The sequence below is a fragment of the Candidatus Binataceae bacterium genome, assembly GCA_035508495.1.
Lineage (GTDB): Bacteria > Desulfobacterota > Binatia > Binatales > Binataceae > JASHPB01.
The window spans coordinates 36,589-58,596 of record DATJMX010000006.1 but is presented as its reverse complement, the minus strand read 5'-3'; the positions used below and the strand labels follow the sequence as shown (position 1 = coordinate 58,596).

The 22,008-nt window shown below is 62.4% G+C and carries 18 protein-coding genes and 1 pseudogene; 9 read left to right on the top strand and 10 right to left on the bottom strand.

The features are described 5' to 3' along the window. Nucleotides 1–2: 2 nt before the first annotated feature. Nucleotides 3–881 carry an intradiol ring-cleavage dioxygenase gene (locus VMA09_02430; protein HUA32435.1) on the top strand — a complete coding sequence of 293 codons (879 nt, stop codon included), beginning with the start codon at nt 3–5 and terminating at the stop codon, nt 879–881. On the opposite strand, the gene boxB is transcribed toward VMA09_02430, so the two are convergent. The 3 genes from boxB to VMA09_02415 all read right to left on the bottom strand — a co-directional run bounded on the left by boxB (nt 835) and on the right by VMA09_02415 (nt 4,909). Beyond that, entirely contained in the window at nt 835–2,253 is a 1,419-nt protein-coding gene (boxB, locus tag VMA09_02425) for a benzoyl-CoA 2,3-epoxidase subunit BoxB (GenBank protein HUA32434.1), read from the bottom strand. The genes VMA09_02430 and boxB overlap by 47 nt on opposite strands. Then, nucleotides 2,253–3,899, bottom strand: a complete 1,647-nt coding sequence (gene boxC / locus VMA09_02420; protein HUA32433.1) for a 2,3-epoxybenzoyl-CoA dihydrolase — start codon at nt 3,897–3,899, stop codon at nt 2,253–2,255. Before boxC ends, boxB begins: the two co-directional genes overlap by 1 nt. 71 nt (nt 3,900–3,970) lie before the next feature. Further along, nucleotides 3,971–4,909 carry a helix-turn-helix transcriptional regulator gene (locus VMA09_02415; protein HUA32432.1) on the bottom strand — a complete coding sequence of 313 codons (939 nt, stop codon included), beginning with the start codon at nt 4,907–4,909 and terminating at the stop codon, nt 3,971–3,973. Nucleotides 4,910–4,955: 46 nt separating this feature from the next. On the opposite strand from VMA09_02415, the gene VMA09_02410 reads away from it, so the two are divergent. Beyond that, nucleotides 4,956–6,542, top strand: a complete 1,587-nt coding sequence (locus VMA09_02410) for a benzoate-CoA ligase family protein (GenBank protein ID HUA32431.1) — start codon at nt 4,956–4,958, stop codon at nt 6,540–6,542. A gap of 10 nt (nt 6,543–6,552) precedes the next feature. Here VMA09_02410 and VMA09_02405 read toward each other — a convergent pair whose 3' ends face one another. Then, a complete protein-coding gene (locus VMA09_02405) occupies nt 6,553–7,239 on the bottom strand; it encodes a DNA-3-methyladenine glycosylase (protein ID HUA32430.1) in 687 nt (228 codons plus the stop codon). A gap of 79 nt (nt 7,240–7,318) precedes the next feature. Between VMA09_02405 and VMA09_02400 the strand changes: the two genes are divergently transcribed. The 7 genes from VMA09_02400 to hemQ all read left to right on the top strand — a co-directional run bounded on the left by VMA09_02400 (nt 7,319) and on the right by hemQ (nt 15,475). Further along, nucleotides 7,319–8,542: a CoA transferase gene (locus VMA09_02400; protein HUA32429.1), complete on the top strand. Its 1,224-nt coding sequence runs from the start codon at nt 7,319–7,321 to the stop codon at nt 8,540–8,542. Further along, nucleotides 8,542–9,759 (top strand): CoA transferase, encoded by a 1,218-nt coding sequence (locus VMA09_02395; protein HUA32428.1) that lies wholly within the window; start codon nt 8,542–8,544, stop codon nt 9,757–9,759. Before VMA09_02400 ends, VMA09_02395 begins: the two co-directional genes overlap by 1 nt. 86 nt (nt 9,760–9,845) lie before the next feature. Then, nucleotides 9,846–10,619, top strand: a complete 774-nt coding sequence (locus VMA09_02390) for a VOC family protein (protein HUA32427.1) — start codon at nt 9,846–9,848, stop codon at nt 10,617–10,619. A 25-nt stretch (nt 10,620–10,644) separates the two neighbouring features. Further along, a complete protein-coding gene (locus VMA09_02385) occupies nt 10,645–11,613 on the top strand; it encodes an LLM class flavin-dependent oxidoreductase (GenBank protein HUA32426.1) in 969 nt (322 codons plus the stop codon). A gap of 46 nt (nt 11,614–11,659) precedes the next feature. Next, on the top strand, nt 11,660–13,048 hold the full coding sequence (locus tag VMA09_02380; protein ID HUA32425.1) for a cobyrinate a,c-diamide synthase: 1,389 nt from the start codon (nt 11,660–11,662) through the stop codon (nt 13,046–13,048). Continuing rightward, a complete protein-coding gene (locus tag VMA09_02375; GenBank protein HUA32424.1) occupies nt 13,024–14,544 on the top strand; it encodes a cobyric acid synthase in 1,521 nt (506 codons plus the stop codon). Before VMA09_02380 ends, VMA09_02375 begins: the two co-directional genes overlap by 25 nt. A gap of 88 nt (nt 14,545–14,632) precedes the next feature. Next, entirely contained in the window at nt 14,633–15,475 is an 843-nt protein-coding gene (gene hemQ / locus VMA09_02370; GenBank protein ID HUA32423.1) for a hydrogen peroxide-dependent heme synthase, read from the top strand. A gap of 133 nt (nt 15,476–15,608) precedes the next feature. Here hemQ and VMA09_02365 read toward each other — a convergent pair. The 6 genes and pseudogenes from VMA09_02365 to VMA09_02340 all read right to left on the bottom strand — a co-directional run bounded on the left by VMA09_02365 (nt 15,609) and on the right by VMA09_02340 (nt 21,827). Further along, a pseudogene (locus tag VMA09_02365) lies at nt 15,609–15,806 on the bottom strand (Rdx family protein). A gap of 87 nt (nt 15,807–15,893) precedes the next feature. Beyond that, the gene (locus tag VMA09_02360) at nt 15,894–16,448 is read right to left on the bottom strand and encodes an arginine decarboxylase, pyruvoyl-dependent (protein HUA32422.1); all 555 of its coding nucleotides are present in this window, start codon (nt 16,446–16,448) and stop codon (nt 15,894–15,896) included. A gap of 17 nt (nt 16,449–16,465) precedes the next feature. Continuing rightward, the gene (locus VMA09_02355) at nt 16,466–18,139 is read right to left on the bottom strand and encodes a methylmalonyl-CoA mutase family protein (protein HUA32421.1); all 1,674 of its coding nucleotides are present in this window, start codon (nt 18,137–18,139) and stop codon (nt 16,466–16,468) included. Nucleotides 18,140–18,151: 12 nt separating this feature from the next. Beyond that, nucleotides 18,152–18,655 (bottom strand): biotin/lipoyl-containing protein, encoded by a 504-nt coding sequence (locus VMA09_02350; GenBank protein ID HUA32420.1) that lies wholly within the window; start codon nt 18,653–18,655, stop codon nt 18,152–18,154. Between the two features lie 4 nt (nt 18,656–18,659). Continuing rightward, nucleotides 18,660–20,186, bottom strand: coding sequence for an acetyl-CoA carboxylase biotin carboxylase subunit (gene accC, locus VMA09_02345; GenBank protein HUA32419.1), 1,527 nt, complete (start codon nt 20,184–20,186; stop codon nt 18,660–18,662). A gap of 105 nt (nt 20,187–20,291) precedes the next feature. Beyond that, complete coding sequence (locus tag VMA09_02340; GenBank protein HUA32418.1) at nt 20,292–21,827, bottom strand: acyl-CoA carboxylase subunit beta; 1,536 nt, start codon at nt 21,825–21,827, stop codon at nt 20,292–20,294. Between the last annotated feature and the right edge of the window lie 181 nt (nt 21,828–22,008).

The window sequence follows — 22,008 nt, the reverse complement described above, 5'->3', positions numbered from 1 at the left end:
CCATGGCAGGCCAAAAGCTCACTGATCAAAGCATTACAGCCGCAGTTCTCGAACGGCTTGCGGATAGCCCTAACCCGCGATTAAAGCAAGTGATGGAGTCGCTAGTCAGTCACCTGCATCAGTTCGCGCGCGACGTTCATCTGACTACCGAGGAATGGAGTCTCGCGATTGATTTTCTGACTGCCGCGGGACATATCACGGACGATAAGCGTCAGGAATTCATATTACTTTCCGATACTCTCGGATTGAGCGCACTGGTCGATCTCATGGAGCATCGTGATGCAGGCGCGCGCGCTACCGAGTCGAGCCTGCTTGGCCCCTTCTATCGCCTTAGCGCACCGGAGGTGCAGCTCGGCGCTGATATTTCGAACGGCACGCCTGGCGAGCCGCTCGAAGTTCGAGGCGCGGTCCGTTCTGCCGAAGGCGGAGCTATATGCGATGCACTGCTCGACGTATGGCAGGCCGCTCCGAACGGACTCTATGACGTGCAGGACAAAAGCCAGTCCGGAATGAATCTGCGCGCTCGGCTTCGCTCAGACGCGAGGGGTCATTTCGCATTCCGAACTGTCAAACCCGCGAGCTATCCCGTACCCGACGATGGGCCGGTCGGCAAGATGCTGCGCGGGTTGGGACGTCATCCCTTTCGCCCCGCGCATATTCACTTCATAGTCTCGGCGCCCGGTTTCCACATACTGACCACTGCCTTGTACATCAATGGCGACCGCTACCTCGAAACCGACGCAGTATTCGGCTCGCGACCTTCCCTGGTAGTGGATTGCCGCCGCGAGTCGAATGGTGCGCAGTCGATCGATTTCGATTTCGTGCTGGCACGCGCTACTCGTCGAGCTTTACGTATTCGAACTCAATCGGCCGATGGTTGATGCCCCGAGGCGGTGGCGCGATCCACGAAGCAAACTCACCCGGCGTCAGGACCGGCTTCATGAGCGAACCGACGAATTGCCGCTCAGCCGTGGTCGGTAGCCATTCATCCTGGCGCCGCTCCCATTCTTCTCTGGGGATAATCGCCCCGTCGGGCGTGACGCTGACATCGCGGAAGAGGCCGATCGCGCGATGAAATCCGCGGTGTGGTAATTTCAACTCATAGTCAATTCCGGCATCGCGGATGACCTTGTTCCAGCGGGCCACGCCGCGTGCCGAGTCTGACACGTACTCGTCGCGCAGAGCTTCATTGAGCGCCTGCAGAGCAGGCTCGCCGTGCTCCACGATTTTGCCGCTTTCGGGCCGCAAAACACGGTAGGTGGATTCGACGAGGCGGTGATCATCGTCGATTGCTGCTTCCTTGAATCGGCCTTTGAGCCCGGCGCTGTAATAGCTGGCCGCGTTAGTCGATAGCTCGGAGCCGAAGAGATCGACCGATACTGAGTAATGGAAGTTTATGTATTTCTGGATCAGCGCGAGCGCTATTCCACCAAATGCGCTGACCTGATCCGTATTGTGCTGCTTCATCAGCTCGCAGGTACGGGCCACGACGCGGCCAACGCCGAATTCACCGACAAATAGATGATGCGCCTCTTCGGTCAGCATGAAGCGGCAAGTGCGAGCGAGCGGATCAAACCCCGACTCGGCGAGACTGGCTAATTGGTATTTGCCGTCGCGATCGGTGAAGTGAGTAAACATGAAAAACGACAACCAGTCGGGGGTTCGCTCGTTGAATGCTCCCAGGATGCGCGGATTGTCGGCGCTGCCCGAGCGTCGATGCAACAACGCCTCGGCTTCTTCGCGTCCATCGCGGCCGAAGAACGCCTGCAGCAGGTAAACCATCGCCCACAGATGCCGTCCTTCTTCGACGTTCACCTGGAACAGGTTCCGCAAATCGTATAGCGACGGGCAGGTCGCGCCCAGATGCCGCTGCTGCTCCACTGAGGCAGGCTCGGTGTCGCCCTGCGTCACGATGAGGCGGCGCAGCGTTCCGCGATGCTCTCCCGGAACTTCCTGCCAGACCGGTTCGCCCTTATGCTCGCCAAAACCGATGCGGCGATCGATCTGCGGCTCGGCGAGGAAAATCCCCCATCGATAGTCCGGCATCTTCACGTAGCCGAAAGTCGCCCAGCCTGCCGCATCGACAGAAGTCGCCGTGCGCAGGTAAACGTCCTTCTGCTGGAAACCCTCGGGGCCGAGCTCGCGCCACCAGTCGAGATAATGCGGCTGCCATTCCTCGAGCGCACGTTGCAGTCGGCGATTGTCGGAAAGCGAAACGTTGTTGGGAATTCGCTCTGAGTAATTGATAGCCATCAAACTCTCCTCGGGTCGAACTCGGCGCGTTGTCCCGTTCCGTAACGTTTGAGCGCGCCCTTTTCGCCGACGGCATTGGGCCGCTGGAATATCCAGTTCTGCCAGGCGGAAAGGCGCGCGAAGATTTTGGTCTCGAGCGTCTCCGGACCAGCGAAACGCAGCGATGCTTCCATGCCGGTCAGCGCGTCGGATGAAAATGCAGCGCGCTCCTCGATCGCGAGGCGCACCTCGTCGTCCCAATCGATGTCGTCGGGAGTGAAGGTCGCGAGGCCGAGAGCATTTGCAGTCTCAGCGTCGAGCTCGGCGCCGACGCTCGCGCGCAGCGCTTCGAGCTTTTGCGGATCGCCGAGAAACCTGGTCGCGAGACGCGAGAGGCCGTTGCACATCGGCAGCGGGCCAAAGTTCATCTCGGTCAGAAGGACTTTCGCCGCCGGAGCCTCGTCGCCCTCGCGCTGGCCGCTCATCATGTAGATGCGATCGCTCGCGAGCGCCAATTCGAGAAGCGTACCCGCGAAGCATGAGCCCGGTTCGATCATTGCAAACATCGAGCGCGAGCTGACTTCGAGCCGTTTGAAAACGCGCTTCAGATATAGACGGACCTCGCGCAATAGCCAGTCTGATTGATCGGAAAGCAGCAACTGATCGTACGCGGCTGCGAGCCGGGCATCGCCGTCGGTGCGGAACGTCCAGCAACGAATGTCGGCGTGGTTGAAGCGCAGATGCAGAATCGCGTCGTCGAGTTCGCGAGCGATTGCCAGCGGCCAGAACCTGTCGCCCAGAGCGTGAACTTGCGCGACGGCTCCAGGAGCCGGCTCCGCCGGTCCTTTGACAATGATGTTCGCAAGCGATCGCTCGCGATCGATCTCGATCGAGACGTGAGGGTACGAAATTCGATAGGTCTCAATCGCGCGCCCAAGCGGCGGGAGCGCTATGCCATGCACGTCGGTGTGCGGCGCTTGCTGCGCGGATTCGAGAGCACGCTGCCACGCCACTTCCATCAGGCGCGTGCGCGGCACAACTTCGTCAACGAGCAGCCAATCGACGGCGCGCCGGCCGCGCACCCCCTCCTCGGTCGTGCAGAAGAAGTCGGCGCGGTCGCGCCGCACCATCCGCTTGTCAACAAGACGCGTGAGCCCGCCCGTTCCCGGCAGCACGGCGAGCAGTGGAACTTCGGGAAGCGATACCGACGTCGAGCCATCGTCGGCCATCAAGATGTAGTCGGTGGCGAGCGCGAGCTCGTAGCCTCCGCCTGCGCATGCGCCGTTGATCGCGGTCAGGTAGCGCTGCCCGGAATTCTCGGTCGCGTCTTCGATCGAGTTGCGCGTCTCGTTGGTGAACTTGCAGAAGTTCACTTTGAAGCCGTGCTCCGACTGCGCGAGCATCCTGATGTTGGCGCCCGCGCAGAAAACGCGCTCCTTGCCTGACGCGATGATCACGCTGCGAACTTCGGGATGCTCGAAGCGCAGCCGCTGGATGGCGTCATAAAGCTCGATATCGACGCCCAAGTCATAGGAATTGAGCTTCAGTTCGTAGCCCGCGAAAAGGCCGCCCGCTTCATCGACGTCCAGCGCCAGCGTCGCCACGGCGCCGTCGAAGCTGAGCTTCCAATGGCGATAACGCGACGGTTCGGTCTGAAAGTCGATCATGGGCTCTGCTCCGTACGGGAATGGCATGCATCATAGTGCATAAAAACCAAGATCGCAAACATTATATTGCATCAATGGCCGTGAGTCTTTTTGCGCTTGGGCGCATCGACGAGTGCGATCAAATCGCGAAGCGATTGGCGAACCGTTTTTCCGCTGGTCGATAGAACGGCGTCGGCCTTGCCGTAGAGTTCGTCACGCTGGCCGAGAATTCTCCTCATATCGGCGAGAGCCCGCGCGTCTTCCGTGCCCTCGCGCACGCGCAGATCGCCTTGGCTGATTACGCGCTCCCAATGCTCTTGCGGTTTCGCTCTGATCCAGACCGTCCAGCACGAATCGAGCAGGCGCTCGAGGGTAGCTGGCTCCGACACCAACCCGCCTCCGGTGGCGATCACCACCTTGGTATACGTTCGCAGCACACGCTCAAGGGCGCGTCGTTCGTAGCGGCGATATGCCGCCTGTCCCCACAGATCGAAAATTTCATTCACCGCGACTCCAGCTTCCTTCTCAATTTCGCGGCTCAGCTCCACGAATTGCCAGCCCAGATGCTGGGCAAGTTGCGCTCCCAGCGTGCTTTTGCCCGCGCCGCGCAGTCCGATGAGCGCGATGCGATCGAGACGGCCGCTGAGATCGCCGAAGCGCGCCGAGAGCATCGCGGTTGCCTCGGCGAGCTGCGCAGGTTCCAGGCGCCGCAGGCGCTCGACGAGTAATGAATACTCGACCGGCGGCGGCTGCGCTTCATTGACCAGCTCGGCCAGCGGGACATCGATCGACGCGGCGAGCCGCCGCAGCATCACGATCGAATAGTTGCCGCGCCCCGATTCGAGTTCGGCGAGGTATCGCTCGGAGATGCCCGAGTCACGCGCCAGCATCCGCCGCGTCATGCCATGACGGGCGCGCGCGTCGCGCACCCGCGCGCCGAGCAGCTTCAGGTAGGCAGTGCGAGTGCGAGCGGCTCCGGCGGCGGATTCGAGTTCAGCATCAGCGCGGACGATCTTTCGGCTCGCAGCCACCGTTTGCTCCTACGGCAAAGATATGCATTATCTTGCGTATACCACGATGCCGACCGGAACACATAACCCATCGCATGACGCACCGCTGCAAGTGCCGAGCGGCTACAATGCTGCGGCATACTTCATCGATCGCCATATTGCCGAAGGACGCGGCGCGAAAACCGCCTTCATCGATGACGCGGGATCGCATTCGTACGCGGAGTTGGCAGACTTGGTTAATCGCGCTGCGGCGGCGCTGCGGCGCTATGGCATCGGCGCGGGCGATCGCGTGATTCTATGCCTGTTCGACACGATCGCGTTTCCCGCGATGTTTTTCGGAGCGCTCAAGATCGGCGCGGTGCCGGTTCCCATCAATACGTATCTATCCGGCGATGATTACGATTTCATTTTGCGCGACAGCGGTGCAGTCGCCGCGGCGCTATCTGCGCCTGTCGCGGGAGCGTGGATCACTGCGCTCCACGCGTCGCATGACCTTCGCGCAGTGATTGTTGCCGAGGGCGACGCGCCGCTGCCGATAACGTCGATTTCCTTCGAGGAGTTCATCGCGGCGAAATCCAACAAGATTGAAGCGCAGCCAGTGGACACCGACGCAATCGGCTACTGGCAGTATTCTTCGGGCAGTACCGGCCGTCCCAAGGGCGTGATGCATCGGCAGACCGATCTGTTCCACGCGGCGGTGCTCTACGGCGAGCGTGTCCTCGGGGTTCGCGAAAACGATGTTGTCTTCTCGGCATCGAAGCTGTTCTTCGCATACGGGCTCGGCAACGCCTGCATCTTCCCGATGCATGCGGGCGCGACGATGATCCTGATGGCAGCGCGGCCGGCTCCTGAAGCCGTTGTGCGCGTGATGCGGGTGCGTCAGCCGACCATCTTCTGTGGCGTGCCGACGCTTTACGCCTCGATGCTCGCGTATCTCGGCAACGATCACGAACCGCTCTCGCGAAGTTTGCGCATCTGCACTTCGGCGGGTGAAGCGCTGCCGCCGGCGGTGGCTGATCACTGGGCGGAGCACGTCGGCGTCGAAATCCTTGACGGGCTGGGATCGACCGAGAGCACTCATATCTTCATTTCGAATCGGCCAGGTGCGGTCCGCCGTGGATCATCGGGCCGTCCTGTCGCCGGCTATGAAGTGTCGATTCGCAACGAAGACGGCCGCGAAGCGGCGATCGATCAAATCGGCGATCTGTGGCTTCGCGGTGCTGCGATTGCCGTGGGCTACTGGAACAATCCGCAAGCCAATGCACACACGTTCGTCGACGGTTGGATGCGAACGGGCGACAAGTATTCACGCGACGCCGACGGCTTCTATCACTACGCCGGGCGCTCGGATGACATGCTCAAGGTCGGCGGCATCTGGGTCTCACCAATCGAGGTCGAAGCCGTTCTCATGGCTCATCCGCAGGTGCTCGAGGCGGCGGTGATCGGTTTCGAAGACGAAGACGCGCTGGTCAAGCCAAAGGCATTCGTCGTGCTGCGCGATCGATCGCAGGAGGGCGCGGCGCTCGTCGAAGAACTCACGGCTTTCGTGCGCGCTCGGCTTGCTCACTACAAGTGTCCGCGCGCGATCAAATTCACCGCAGAGCTTCCGCGCACTGCGACCGGCAAGCTGCGGCGCAACCTTTTGCGTAGCTAAGAATGATCACTCAGTCGCGCGGCCGTACTGATACGTAGCGACTGCCGCGCTCGTAGAAGCGCCACGGCCGGTGAGCCCAGTCGCCGGCATAGTCGACGTTGATGCGCGGCGAGCGCCCGATCCGAATCGCGCGAGCCTCTCCCTCCTCAAGAAAAAGCACGTCGCCGCACAGATCGCGCCCGTAGTCGGCGCCGGTTATCGCGAGTGCCTGCGTCAGCTTGCCGGGACCATTGGTGAGCTCGCGCGATTCCGCGGCTTTGCGCCGCCGCAGCGCCATCAGCTCGAGCCCGCGCACCGGCTCGAGCGCGCGAATCAGCACCGCGTGCGGCTCTCCCTCGTTGGCGACGACGAGGTTGATCGCCCAACTGATTCCGTAAAGCAGGTAGATGTAGGCGAAACCGGGCGGCCCGAACATCGCCCGCGTGCGAGGCGTCAGGCCGCGCGACGAATGCGCCGCGAGATCGAGCGGCCCACGATACGCTTCGGCCTCGACGATGCGTCCCGCGGCTTCGCCCTCGGCCGTCCGATGAACCAACACTTTGCCGATACATTCGCGGGCGACGGTCAGGACCGGGCGCGCATAGAACTCACGCGAGAGCTTCTGCGGCCGATCGGCGGGGGCGGGTGCGGCTGAAACTCGCAAAGCGCATCGGATGATGCCGCGCGCGAGCAAATCAGGCAACCGCCGGCGAATCACTCAAGCTCTCCCGCTCGACGCGCAAACAATGCTAAGAATCGCGACGGCGATTATTATGTCGATGCTGAGTCCATACCGGGTGTTAGATCTCACAACCGATCGCGGGCTTTTGTGCGCCGAGATTCTCGGCGACATGGGCGCCGACGTCATCAAAATCGAGCCGCCGGGCGGTTCGCCGGCGCGGCTGATTCCGCCGTTTGTTGACGACCAGCCGCATCCCGACCGCTCGCTCTACTGGTGGTCATACAATCGCAACAAGCGGTCAATCACGCTCGATATCGCGAGCGCGCAAGGACGCGAGTTGCTGAACCGGCTCGTGAAGAGCGCCGATTTCCTGATCGAGTCCTTCGATCCCGGCTATCTCGCCAACGTTGGTCTCGGCTATGACGCCCTTAACGCGATCAACCCCGCTATGATCGTCGTATCGATCACGCCATTCGGCCAGGACGGGCCCAAGGCGCATTACGCTGACGCTGATTTGATCATGATGGCGGCGGGCGGTCCGCTGATCCTTGCCGGCGATGACGATCGCCCGCCGGTGCGCCTGTCGGTTCCGCAGGCCTACCTGCATGCCTCGGCGGACGCGGCGGTAGCGGCGCTCGCGGCGCATCATGAGCGCGTCGACTCGGCGCTAGGCCAGCATATCGACGTGGCTGCAATTCAGTCGATTCCGATTGCGACGCAATCGTATGTGCTCGCAGCGCCGCTTGGATCGGCCGAAGCGCGGCGCATGTCAGGCGGAGTCAAATTCGGGCCGATGAATATTCCGCTGGTGTGGCCGGCCAAGGACGGGTTCATCGCGCTCACCTACCTGTTTGGATCGGCGTTGGGCGTCTTTACGCGCAAGTTGATGGAATACCTGTGCGAACAGGGCTACTGCGATGAGGCGACGCGCGACAAGGATTGGATCGGGCTCGGCGAGCTGTTGGCGAGCGGCAAGGAGCCGCTCAGCGAGTTCGAGCGCCTCAAGCAGATCGTTATCAAGTTCACAAGCAGTCACACCAAGGCCGAGCTTCTCCAGTTCGCGGTCGATCGGGGCTTCCTGATGACGCCGGTCTCCACCATCGAGGAAGTCGTCAAGAGTCCGCAGCTCGCCTCGCGCAACTACTGGCAAACGGTCGAGCATCCCGAGCTGGGCCGCAGTTTCAGCTACCCGGGACCGTTCGCGAAATTCAGCGCGACGCCGATCGAATACCGGCGCCGGCCACCAACGGTCGGCGAGCACAATCGCGAGATTTACGCGGGCGAATTAGGACTCAGCACGGAGCGAATCGCGAAACTGGAACGCGAGGGTGTGATCTGATGGCTACGCGGCGGCCGCTCGAAGACGTCAAGATTCTCGACTTCATGTGGGTGATGGCCGGGCCTGCCAGCACTCGTATTCTCGCAGACTACGGCGCGCAAATCGTCCGAATCGAGTCGCCGACGCGAGTCGATACGGCGCGTACGCTGCAACCATACAAAGACGGCACGCTCGGCCCCGACAGCTCCGGGCTCTTCAACAATTGCAACGCCGGCAAGCTCGGCATCGCGATGGATCTCAAGAATCCGCGCGCGAAAGAAGTCGTTTTCGATCTCCTGCGATGGGCCGACGTCGTGACCGAGTCGTTCTCGCCGCGCGGGATGAAGGGCTTCGGCTTCGATTACGCAGCGCTGAGCGCGGTCAAACCGGATATCGTGATGCTCAGCAGTTGCCTCATGGGTCAGAGCGGCCCGCTCTCGACGATCGCGGGCTTTGGCAACATGGCGGCGGCGATTTCGGGCTTCCACAACATTACGGGATGGGCCGACCGGCAGCCGGCGGGCCCGTTCGGCGCATATACTGACTACGTGTCACCGCGCTACGCCGCCGCCGCGATCCTGGCGGCACTCGACCATCGCCGGCGCACCGGCCACGGGCAATACATCGATCTGTCGCAGGCCGAGGCGTCGCTACATTTTCTTGGTCCTGCGCTGCTCGACTACACGGTGAACGGCCGATGCCAGGGACGCCACGGCAACGACGATGATCGCTTTGCCCCGCACGGCGTTTATCCCGCGGCGGGCGACGACACCTGGGTTGCGATCGTGTGCCGCGACGATCGCGATTTCGGAAATCTCTGCGACTGTATCGGCCAGCCGCAGCTCAAGTCTGACTCGCGCTACGCGACAGCGGCCGCGCGCCTCGAGCGAAGACGCGAGCTCGACGCGATCGTTTCCGAATGGAGCCGCGCGCTGGCGGGCGAACGTATCGAGGCAACCCTTCAGGAGCGCGGCGTCCCGGCGCATCGCGTATTCAACAGCGCTGACATTTTCACCGACGCGCACATGAAGCATCGCCAGCACTTCGTCGAGCTGCCGCACAGCACGCTCGGCACGTTCACGGTCGAGGGTCCGCGCGCCAAGCTCTCGCGCACACCGGCCGACGTGCGCCGCTCGGCGCCGTCGCTCGGCCAGGACAATTCCCTGGTGCTCGAGGAGATTCTCGGCTACGACGAGGATCGCATCACGAGTCTCGCCGTCGACGGCTTGTTCGGTTAGCGCGACGCGTCGGAAAATTTCCATGGCGCGATACCCGGCGGTTTAGTAATCGTGGTCTGACAGACCGGCGCTGCGCGGAGGCGTCAATGTTCAAGGCCATCGATCACATCGTAATTGCCGTTGCGGAACTTGACGCCGCGATCGATCACTACAGCAGCGCGGGGTTCAGTGTCGTTCGCGGCGGCAAGCATTCGATCGGCTCGCACAATGCGCTGATCGCATTCGCCGACGGCGCTTACATCGAGCTGATCGCTTTTCTTTCCGCGAATACCGGCCATCCGTGGCAAACCGCGCTCGAAAAGCATGGCAGCGGGCTCGTCGATTTCTGCATGGTCACCGACAATCTCGAGGCCGACGTTGCGACGATCCGCCACGCAGGCGCCCAAATTGGCGATCCGTTCGCGATGAGCCGCGATCGGCCCGATGGATTTCATTTGAATTGGGAATTGTCGATTCCGGCACCGCCCTGGAACGCGCGGCTGCCGTTTTTGATTCGCGACCTCACGCCGCGCGACGAGCGGGTGCCGCACGAGCGCGAGCATCGCAACGGCGTGCGAGGCCTTCAGGGCGTTGCGATCGCTGTCGAAGATCCCGCGCCGCTTGCGGCGATCTACGCCCAGGTGCTGGGTGCGCCCGGTACGCCAATCCAGCGCGCCGATCTCGACGGCACTGGAATTGAGTTCGCCATCGGACCGCATCGCGTGCAGATTGTCGCGGCAAAGTCGGAATCGAGTCCGATCGCAAAATGGATCAGAGTCCACGGCGAGTCGCCGTTTGAAGCGAAACTCATCGCGACGGCCCAGGCGCGCGATCAAATCGATCCGATTCTGCTGGGCCGCGCCCGCCTCGGAATCGCGTGAGGTTCGAGGCCCAGGAGAAAGCCGCATGCCCGATGTAAGTTTTGGATTCACGATTCCGCAGCGCGGCGTGTTCTTCGGCGTCGCGACCTGGCCCGAGATGGTCGCGCTCGCGCGCGAAGCCGACCAGAACCCGCTGTTCGATTCAATCTGGGTCGGAGACAGCGTGATGGCGAAGCCGCGGCCGGAGTCGGTAGCGCTGCTCGGCGCGCTCGCGAGTGCGACCTCGCGGGTCAAGCTCGGCGTCGGATGCATGGCGAGTTTCCCGATTCGCGATCCGATCATTTTCGCCTACCAGTGGGCAACGCTCGACATGGTGTCAAACGGCCGGATGCTGCTCGCCGCGTGCACCGGGATCGTCGCGGGCGGCGTGAGCGCCAAAGAGGGCGCGGTGTGGGGAATCAAGGACGGGCAGCGCGGCAATCGGATGGCCGAGAATATCGCGATCTGCCGGCGCCTGTGGAGCGAAAACACCGTCAGCTTCAGTGGCAGGTACACCGCGTTCGAAGGCGTGAGTATCCAGCCGCGCCCGGTGCAGCAGCCATGCCCGATCTGGATCGCGGCGAATCCCGCGCCCGCGGCGGCCGACAAGCCGCTTGCGCGCGTGGCGAAAATCGCCGACGGATGGATGACGGTAAATATTTTTCCCGGCCTCTTCGGCGCGTTGTGGCAGAATCTCAAGGGCCATCTCGAAGGCGAGGGCAAGGACGCGGCGAAGTTCCCGAACATCGCGTATCACAATGTCAACATCGGGCCGCAGCGCGCGGCCTGTCTCGACGAATCGAAGCGCTTCCTCGACGAGTACTACGGGCCGGTGTTCGGGCCGCAGATGGTCGAAGCATGGACCGCGGCGGGCACGCCCGACGATTGCGCCGCCGATCTGCGTGCGCTGATCGCGAGCGGCGCGAAGGCGATCACGCTGCGCATCACGGGATGGGATCAACGCGGACAGTACGAGCGGCTGGTGCGCGAAGTGCTGCCGCGCGTGCGCGGCTGAACGCCGACAGCATCGCGGAGAGGCGTGTAGTATAGTCGCGTCGCCCATGGATCCCGCCCCGAAAATTCCGCGCATCGTAATCGGCGCGACCGGCAGCGGCGTCGGCAAGACTACCGTCACGGTCGCGATCCTTGGCGCGCTGCGCGCGCGTGGGCTCAACCTCGCCGCGTTCAAATGCGGCCCGGACTATCTGGATCCCACCTATCACGCGCGCGCTCTTGGACGGCCGTCGCAAAACCTCGACGGCTGGATGATGGGGCGCGAGGGTGTGCTCGCAACTTTTGCGCGCGCGGCCGCCGGCGCCGATATCGCGGTGATCGAAGGCGTGATGGGTCTGTTCGACGGCGCGACACCGGTTTCCGACGAAGGATCGACCGCCGAGATCGCGAAGTGGCTCGAGGCACCGGTGATCGTCGTCTGCGATGCGTACGGAATCGCGCGCACGGTATCGGCGATTGCCGCGGGTTTCGCGCGCTTCGATCCGTCGCTCAACGTGGCGGGCCTCATCTGCAATCGCGTCGGCAGCCGTGGTCATCTCGATTTGCTGCACGCGGCGAAGCCGGAGCTAACGATCGGCGGCGGATTTCCACGCAGCGACGAGTTGGCATTTCCGGAGCGTCACCTTGGTTTGCGCACCGCCGATCGCGACAGTATTCCTGACGAGAAATTCGTAGCATGGAGCCGCCTTGCCGAAGAATGGCTCGATCTCGATGCGATAATCTCGCTCGCACGATCGGCACCTGCGTTGGCGAACTCAATAGAAAGTGAAGCGCGCGAAGAACCGCGCGCGCGATGCAGGATCGGCGTCGCATATGATGACGCGTTCCACTTTTACTACGCCGATAATCTTCGCCGGCTGGAATCGCTCGGCGCGGAACTGATCTTCTTCTCCCCGGTCAGAGAGCAGACCCTGCCCGCCGTGGATGGGCTATATTTCGGCGGCGGCTATCCCGAGGTTCTCGCGCAAGAGCTCGCGGCGAATCATGCGATGCTCGATGCGGTTTGCGCCTTCGCCGCACGCGGCGGGCCGATCTACGCGGAATGCGGCGGGCTGATGTATCTTGCTGACGGAATCAAAACTCTCGATGGCAAAACGCATCCGATGGTCGGGCTGGTGCCCGGTGTGACGGTGATGCGCGATCGGTTGCAGGCCCTCGGCTACGTCGAAGTCGAAACGCGCGCCGCGTCGATCGTTGGTCCGGCGGGAACGAAATTTCGCGGGCATCAGTTTCGCTATTCAACGCTCGAACGAAATGGCGACGCGCGCGGTATCGAGGAAATTTACCGCGTCGCGCCGCGATGGGGCGGCGTGTCGTTCACTGAAGGTTATCGCTCGAACAATGTGCTCGCGTCGTATGTGCACGCGCATTGGGCTTCCAACCCAAACGTCGCCGAGGGATTGGTCGCGTCGTGCGTCCGCGCGCGCGCACGCTGATGATCCAGGGCACGGCGTCGTCGGTGGGCAAGAGCCTGCTGGTGACGGCGCTGTGCAGGATTTTTCGCCAGGACGGTATCGACGTTGCGCCGTTCAAGGCACAGAACATGGCGCTCAACTCCGCGGTCACACCCGACGGATTCGAGATCGGCCGCGCGCAGGCGGTGCAGGCCGAAGCCGCGGGAATCGCACCCACGGTCGAGATGAATCCGATCCTGCTCAAGCCCGAGCCCGGGATGCGCTCGCAGGTGGTGCTGATGGGCCGCGTCGCCGGCACGATGACATGGGGGCAGTACCATGCGCGGCGCGAGGAAACGACGCGTGCGATCGCGAGCGCGCTCGACACGTTGCGGCAGAGGCATGAACTCATTGTCATCGAAGGCGCGGGCAGTCCCGCCGAGGTGAACCTGCGCGCGCAGGACGTCGTCAATATGCACGTCGCGCAGCTCGCCGACGCGCCGGTCCTGCTCGTGGGCGATATCGATCGAGGCGGCGTATTCGCGCAACTGGTCGGCACGCTCGAGTTGCTAGACGCGGAAGATCGCAAACGAATCGCGGGCCTCATTGTGAACAAGTTTCGCGGTGACACGGAGCTGTTCAGGCCGGGCGTGGATTTCCTGGAGCATCGATGCGGCCTGCCGGTGCTCGGAGTCGTGCCGTTCATCCAGCAGCTTCGAATCGCGGACGAGGATTCCGTAGCGTTGCAGGATCGCGGTCGCGAGCGCGGCGGCGCCGAACTGCTCGATATTGCGATCGTAAAGCTGCCATCGATCTCGAATTACGACGATTTTCTTCCGCTTGAGCACGAGGCCGGCGTGAGCGTTCGATTCATCGACGAGCCGCGCGGCATCGAAGTGGCTGACCTGCTGATCCTTCCCGGCTCGAAGAGCACGGTGCACGATCTCGATTGGCTGAGCCGCAATGGATTCGCGGAGGCGATCGCGAGTCGCGCAGCGGCATCGCGTGCGATTCTCGGGATCTGCGGCGGATGCCAGATGCTGGCTGAGTCGATTGAAGATCCGGGGCGCGTCGAGTCCGAGCATTCGAACGTTCAGGGGTTGGGACTGTTGCCGCTGACGGTTCGATACGAAAAGGAAAAGCGGACGACACAGGTGCGCGCGATGCTCGCGGGCAATTCTTTTTTGGGCGCCCAATCCGCCGATCGACTTTCGGGCTACGAGATTCACCTGGGCCGCACGCATCTTCGCGATGGCGCGGCGCCGGCGTTCAGAATCGTGGAGCGAAACGGCGAAGCGATTGATCACGCTGACGGTGCTATGAGCGCGGATGGAAATGTCGTCGGCACCATGATTCATGGGCTTTTCGAAAGCGACGGGCTGCGTCGCGCGATGCTCGCGTCGCTCGCACGCCGTCGCGGTCTCGATTGGAAGGCGGGAACGATCGCATCACACGATGCGGAATACGATCGCCTGGCCGAGGTGGTGCGCCAAAACCTGGACATCACCACGACCATGCGGATCGCGGGTCTTCTTTGAATAGTAGGGTGGGCCCCACTACATCCCGCAAGAGATAGACGTACTGCGACTGCGAGACACGCGGGCTTCGACGAATTAGAATCGCGCCATGAGCACCGACGAGCATCGCAAGATTCCCGCTGATTTTCCGGCTGCGCCGCTTACGCTCGAGGGCTTCAGCGTGCTGCACCAGCTTTTTCGCGTGCGACGCGCAGAGTGGCGCTCGCTCGATGTGGCCGCGCGGACGCGCGCCGTGCAGGAGGCCGCATCGGCGATCGACGAGATGGCGCGGCGCGAGGACGGCGAATCCGCGATCTTCACGGCGCTCGGCCACAAGGGCGATTTGATGGTCCTCCATTTTCGCCGCAGCTTCGACGATCTTGCGGTTGCGCAGCGAACTCTTGCGAAGCTTCAGCTCTGCGATTTCCTCGAGCCGACGACATCGTACGTATCCGTGATCGAGATCGGTCTTTACGAGGCGACGCTCGCGCTGTTCGAGCAATTGCGCGATAAGGGCGTGACGCTGCGCTCACCGCAGTGGCGCGATGCGATCGCCGCCGAGATCGCGCATCAGCGCGAGAAGATCGCGCCGCGCCTCTTTCCGAAAATTCCTGAGCGCCGCTACCTTTGTTTCTATCCGATGGACAAGAAGCGCGATGGCGATGACAACTGGTATCGCCTGCCGATAGACGATCGCCGCCGCCTGATGCATGAGCACGGGCTCGTCGGCCGCCGCTTCGCCGGCGAGGTCACGCAGATAATCTCGGGCTCGATCGGCTTCGACGATTGGGAATGGGGTGTCGATTTGTTCGCCGACGATCCGCTGGTCTTCAAGAAGCTTGTGTACGAGATGCGCTTTGACGAGGCGAGCGCGTCATATGCGAAGTTCGGCCCGTTCTACGTCGGCATCCGGATGACGCCGGCGGAACTCGGCACGCTGTTTGAGGTTTAGCGCTGCTGGCTGGGAGAGCCGGACAAAAAATTACTACTAAGGCACGAAGACACAAAGTCAGAAAGTTATTTTCGTGCAGCACTGGTGAAGATTTTCCGCTCCAACTGACTTCGTGCCTTTGTGCCCTTAGTGTTTATTTCTTTTCTGTGCCCCCGCGCAGTTCTGCGAAGGTCTTCTCGACTTCGCCGTCGAGCGGGAACCTTCCGACATTCGCTTTCGAGAAAATCAGCTTGTCACCGACGAGCACGTCGAACTGACCTGATTTGCCGGGCGTGATTTCCGCTGCTTCGCCGAACTGCGATTTGAGTGAGGCGGCCAGACTGGCCGCGCGAGGCTTGTATCCTCAGGCCGCGCAATAAAGGATTCGTGTAGCCATAGTCAAAGGCTAACGCTTCGGCGCGCGGCGCTCAATCGAGGCTCACCTGAGGCTGACGAACACCGCGGCGGCAACGACCGACGACCACAGGCCGTCGCGATCGCCGATTGCGGACTGCGTGACGTTGCGCGTCGTGACGATCTTGTCCGACACGCGCCAGATGTCTTTGCGTTCGTCGTAACTCGCGTTGGGATCGAAATCGACGCCCAGGATCGTCGCGAGCATCATCGCGGCAAGATCCTCGGCGTAGTCGCCCGCCTTCTGGTCGGTCTCGCCGAGGCTGTGATGCTCGGAGAGGTAGCCGTAGTTGGCGGGATTGGCCGGGATCGCGACGCCGATCGACGACGCGACCAGGCGATGCGGCTCGTTGGTCGCGTTGTCGCTCATCACCGCGAAAACGATCTGCCCCGGCGCCAGATACTTGAGCCCTTCCTGCTGACTCAGCATCTTGCAGTTGGGCGGGAAGATCGACTTGACGCGGACCAGGTTGAACTCGGCGATTCCCGCCGCCCGCAGCGCCATCTCGAACGAGGTCAGCCGCTCGCGATGCCTGCCTACACCCTTGGTTAGAAAAACGCCTGTCGGAACCGGACCCATCTGTTTTCTGTCTCCGATCAGAGAGTGTTAACGGGTTTGTATTCGCCGAAAACCTTGCGCATCGCGTCCGAGATCTCGCCGGTCGTGCACCAGTTGCGGACCGCATCGACGATCGGCGGCATCAGGTTCGCGCCGTCGCGCGCCGCGGCCTCGACACGATCGAGCGCCGACTGCGCCGCTTGCGAGTTGCGCTCGGCGCGCACCTTGGCGACGCTGCGGCGTTGTTTCTGCTCGAGCTCGGGATTCACTTTGAGAATGTCCGTCGGCAGCTCGCCGCCGGCGGTGAACTGATTGACGCCGACGATGATGCGCTGCTTGGTTTCGATCTCGCGCTGGTAGAGGTAGGCGGAATTCTGGATTTCGCACTGCATGTAGCCGCGCTCGATCGCCGCGACCGCGCCGCCGAACTCATCGATCTTCGCGATGTAGTCGAACGCCTTCTTCTCGAGCTCGTTGGTCAGGCTTTCGATAAAGTAGGAGCCCGCGAGCGGATCGATCGTGTCGGCGACTTCGCTTTCATGGGCGATCAGTTGCTGCGTGCGCAGCGCCAGCAGCACCGACGATTCGGTCGGCAGCGCGAGCGCCTCGTCCTTCGAGTTGGTGTGCAGCGATTGCGTGCCGCCGAGCACGGCGGCGAGCGCCTGCACCGCGACGCGAATAATGTTGTTGTCCACCTGCTGCGCGGTGAGGCTCGAACCCGCGGTCTGCGAATGGAATCGCAGCATCATCGAGCGCTCGTCCTTGGCGCCGAACCGCTCCTTCATGATCTTCGCCCACATCCGGCGCGCGGCGCGGAATTTGGCGATCTCTTCAAAGAAATTGTTGTGCACGTTGAAGAAGAACGAGAGCCGACTCGCGAATTGATCGACTTCGAGGCCGGCCTGCAGCGCCGCTTCGACATACGCGATTCCGTCGGCGAGCGTGAACGCGAGTTCCTGCGCGGCGGTCGAGCCGGCTTCGCGGATGTGGTAGCCGGAGATCGAAATCGTGTTCCAGTTCGGCACTTCCTTCGAGGCGAAGGCGAAGATGTCGGTGATGATGCGCATCGAACCACGCGGCGGATAGATGTACGTGCCGCGCGCGATGTATTCCTTCAGCAGGTCGTTCTGAATCGTGCCGTTGACGTCCGTCCACGCGACCTTACGGCGCTCGGCGGTCACGAGATACAGCGCGAGCAGAATCGCCGCCGTCGAGTTGATCGTCATCGAGGTGGAAATCTTGTCGAGCGGCAGGCTATCGAGCAGGATTTCCATATCTGCGAGCGAGCAGATCGAAACTCCGACGCGGCCGACTTCACCCTCGGCGAGCGGATGGTCGGCGTCGCGGCCCATCTGGGTCGGCAAATCAAATGCGACCGACAATCCCGTCTGGCCCTGGTCGAACAGGTAGCGATAGCGCTTGTTCGATTCCTCGGCGGTGCCGAAACCCGCGTACTGGCGCATCGTCCACAGCCGCCCGCGATACATCGTCGGCTGCACGCCACGCGTGAACGGATACTCGCCCGGGAAACCGAGATCGTTGACGAGGTCGAAGCCATTCAGATCGTCGGACTCGTAGAGACGCTTGATTTCGATGTCTGACGTAGTGGCGAAACGTTCCTTGCGCTCCTTGCCGCGCTTGAGCGCGGGGGCGAGCTTGCGTTCCTGCCAATTCTTGCGGGCCGATTCGATGTTGCGATCGTTTTGCGCCATTGCTGCCTCGCGTTATTCGATCACGACCATGAGCGCGCCCTTTTCGACGGTCTGTCCCGCCTCGACCTTCACCTCGACCACCTTGCCGTCCTTGGGCGACTTGATTTCGTTCTCGAGCTTCATCGCTTCGATGATCAGCAAGCCCTGCCCCGACTTGACCTGCTCACCTTCTGTCACCAGCACATTGATGATTCGCCCGGGCATGAGAGCCTTGAGCTGAGCGGGGCCTGCCGGGCCACGCTTCTTGCCCGAGCCATGCGCACCGCGACGGGCCGCATCGACGACCGACAGCCGCGTCGAGCCGTGACGCGAACTGACGACGAGTTCCTCGCCGTCGCGCACCACTTCGAAATCGAACGAGCGGCTGCCGAGCAGGACCGAGAATGACAGCGGGCCAACACGGCGCAGATCGGCTTCGAAGCGCGTGCCGCCGAGACGCAGCGAAAAGGAATCCGAAGCCGTCTCTTCGACTTCGATCTCATGGTCAGTGCCTTCGAGCGTAGCAACGTATCGCATCGTGTCAGCGCCTCAACATGTCGAGCCGGCCCAGCATCCGCCACGACGACGACGGTCGAAATCCCGCCGCCCCCGCCTGGGGTTGAGCCGCGCCGTTGGTCTGCGGAGCGCGCTGCTGTGCGGCAATCGCAGCGAGAAAAATCGCGGCGAGATGTTCCTTGTCGGCGTGCAGTGCGCCGTTCTGCTCGGGATGAAATTCCTGCGCGATGAAATTGGTATCGAAGTCGCCCTTAATGAAGCGCGGATGCGTCATCAGCCAGCGATGAAAATCCAGATTGGTGCGCAGCTCGCCCGCGATCACGAATTCGCTGAGTGCGCGGCGCATCCGATCGATCGCCTCACCGCGCGTCGCGCCCCACACCGCGAGCTTCGAGATCATCGGGTCGTAGAAAATCGGAACTTCGGCGCCCGGATAAACGCCGGCATCGTTGCGAACGCCGGGGCCGCTCGGAAAGCGCAGCGCCTCGATCTTGCCCGGCGCGGGAACAAAACCAGCCGCGGGATCCTCGGCGTAGATGCGGCATTCAACCGCCCATCCGCGCTGCGCGAGATCTTTTTGCGTAAACGGCAGCTTGGCGCCGGCGGCGATCTCGATCTGCGTGCGCACGAGATCGATCCCCGTCACCATCTCGGTCACGGGATGCTCGACCTGGATGCGCGTGTTCATTTCCATGAAGTAGAAATTGCGATCCGCGTCGGCCAGGAACTCGATCGTGCCCGCGCTGTTGTAGTTGACGGCCTGCGCCGCGCGCACCGCCACCTCGCCCATCTTGTGGCGCATCTCGTCGGTGATAAATGGCGACGGCGATTCCTCGACGACTTTCTGATTGCGCCGCTGGATCGAGCATTCGCGCTCGAAGACGTGAACCGTGTTGCCGTGCTTGTCGCCCAGGACCTGGACCTCGATGTGCCGCGGCTTGCGCAGATATTTCTCGACGTAGAAGCGGCCGTCGCCGAATGACGACTTCGCCTCGCTCGCGACCATGCGCACGATCGAGCCGAGGTCCTTGTCGCCCTCGACGAGGCGCATGCCTTTGCCGCCGCCGCCGGCTGCGGCCTTGATCATGATCGGAAATCCGATCTTGTTCGCGATGTCGCGGACCTGCTCTTCGGTTTCGAGCGTGCCCGGCGAGCCCGGCGTGATCGGCACTCCGGCTTTCGCCATCAACTCGCGCGCTTTGACCTTGTCGCCCATGCGCTCGATGGCGTCAGGCGGCGGCCCAATCCAGGTGAGTCCCGCGGCTTCGACGGCGCGCGCGAAGGGAGCGCGCTCGGAAAAAAATCCGTAGCCCGGATGGATCGCGTCGGCGCCGGTTTTGCGCGCCGCTTCGATAATTGCGTCGGTTTTGAGGTAGCTTTCCGCAGCCGGAGACGGCCCGACCCAAACGGCGTGATCGGCCTCGCGCACATGGAGCGCGGCGCGATCGACGTCGGAGAAAACCGCTACGGATTCGATGCCAAGATCGCGGCAGGCGCGGATGATGCGCACCGCGATTTCGCCGCGGTTGGCGATAAGGATTCTTTTGAACATCAGTTTTTTCGGGAAGCCGCTCTAATGAAGCCGGCGCTCAAGTCCCGCACTTTCTTATACTTAATCCGTTCCAGCGTAGCGAATAAACCCGCACTGCCCCGCGGGTCAGAGGGGGATATTGCCATGCTTGCGCGGCGGATTGCGATCGCGCTTGTTCTCGAGCGCCTTGAGCGCCGTGATCAGCCGCGGGCGCGTGTCACGCGGGACCATCACTTCGTCAACATAGCCGAGCTCGGCCGCCTTGAACGGATTGGCGAACTTTTGCCGGTAGTCGTCGGTAAGCTGCGCGCGCTCGGCCGTGCTCATTTCGCCGCGATAGAGAATATTGATCGCCTGCTCGGGCCCCATCACCGCGACCTCGGCGGTTGGATACGCGAAATTGAAATCGCCGCGAATGTGCTTCGACGACATGACGTCGTAAGCGCCGCCATAGGCCTTGCGCGTGATCACCGTGACCTTCGGCACAGTCGCCTCGCAGAACGCGTAGAGCAGCTTCGCGCCGTGACGAATGATGCCGCCGTATTCCTGCGAGGTGCCCGGCAGAAATCCCGGCACGTCGACAAACGTCACTAGCGGGATATTGAAGGCATCGCAGAAGCGCACGAAGCGCGCCGCTTTCACCGAAGCGTCGATATCGAGGCATCCGGCGAGGAAATCCGGCTGATTCGCGACGATACCGACCGAGTAGCCGCCCAGCCGCGCGAAGCCGATCAACATGTTGTGCGCGAAGTCTTTCTGGATCTCGAAAAAATGACCGTCATCAACGACGCGCTTGATCAGGTCGGCCATGTTGTATGGCTTGTTGGGATTTTCCGGCACGATCGAATCCAGCTCGGGATCGCGCCGATCGTGATCGTCGGTCGTCGGCACGAACGGCGGGTCCTCGGTGTTGTTCGACGGCATGAAGGAGAGCAGCTCGCGCACGGTCTCGAGGCAACCCTGATCGTCGTCGGTTTCGAGATGGCAAACGCCGGAGCGCGTCGAGTGAGTATCGGCGCCGCCGAGGTCCTGCATCGAGACGTCCTCATGCGTCGTCGCCTTGATGACGTCGGGCCCCGTGATGAACATGTACGAGGTGTCGCGGACCATCACGATGAAGTCGGTCATCGCGGGCGAGTACACGGCGCCACCCGCGCACGGTCCCATGATCGCGGAAATCTGCGGCACCACGCCCGACGAGAGCGCGTTACGCAGGAAAATATCGGCGTAGCCGGCGAGTGAAACGACGCCTTCCTGGATGCGCGCGCCGCTGCCGTCATTGAGCCCGATCACGGGGCATCCGGTTTTGACCGCGAGGTCCATCACCTTGCAGACCTTCTCCGCGTATGCGCCGGAGAGGCTGCCACCGAAGACGGTAAAATCGTGCGCGAAAACGCAGACCTGGCGGCCGCCGATCGTGCCGAAGCCGGTCACGACGCCGTCGCCAGCGATCTTGCGCTTTTCCATATCGAAGTCGTAGATGCGATGGGTTTTGAACTTGTCGAGCTCGACGAAGCTGCCGGGATCGAGCAGGAAATCGACGCGCTCACGCGCGGTCATGCGGCCGTTCTGACGCTGCTTCTTGATCCGCTCCTCGCCGCCGCCGAGTTCGGCTTCGCGCGAGAGCTTTTGCATCCGTTCGAGATTTTCCTTGAGGCTCATCTATGGGGACCGTTCTTTTGCGAAAGATTTGAGCTGCAAAACAAAGATGGCGCGGTTAGCGCCACCGGCAAGATAGATACCGCATGTAACGCGGTCGTTAAAGCGTCGGCGCCAACACCACAGCGGGCACTTGGATGCCAATCGTCGCAGCATCAGGCTATGCTCGCGCGCAATTGCGATG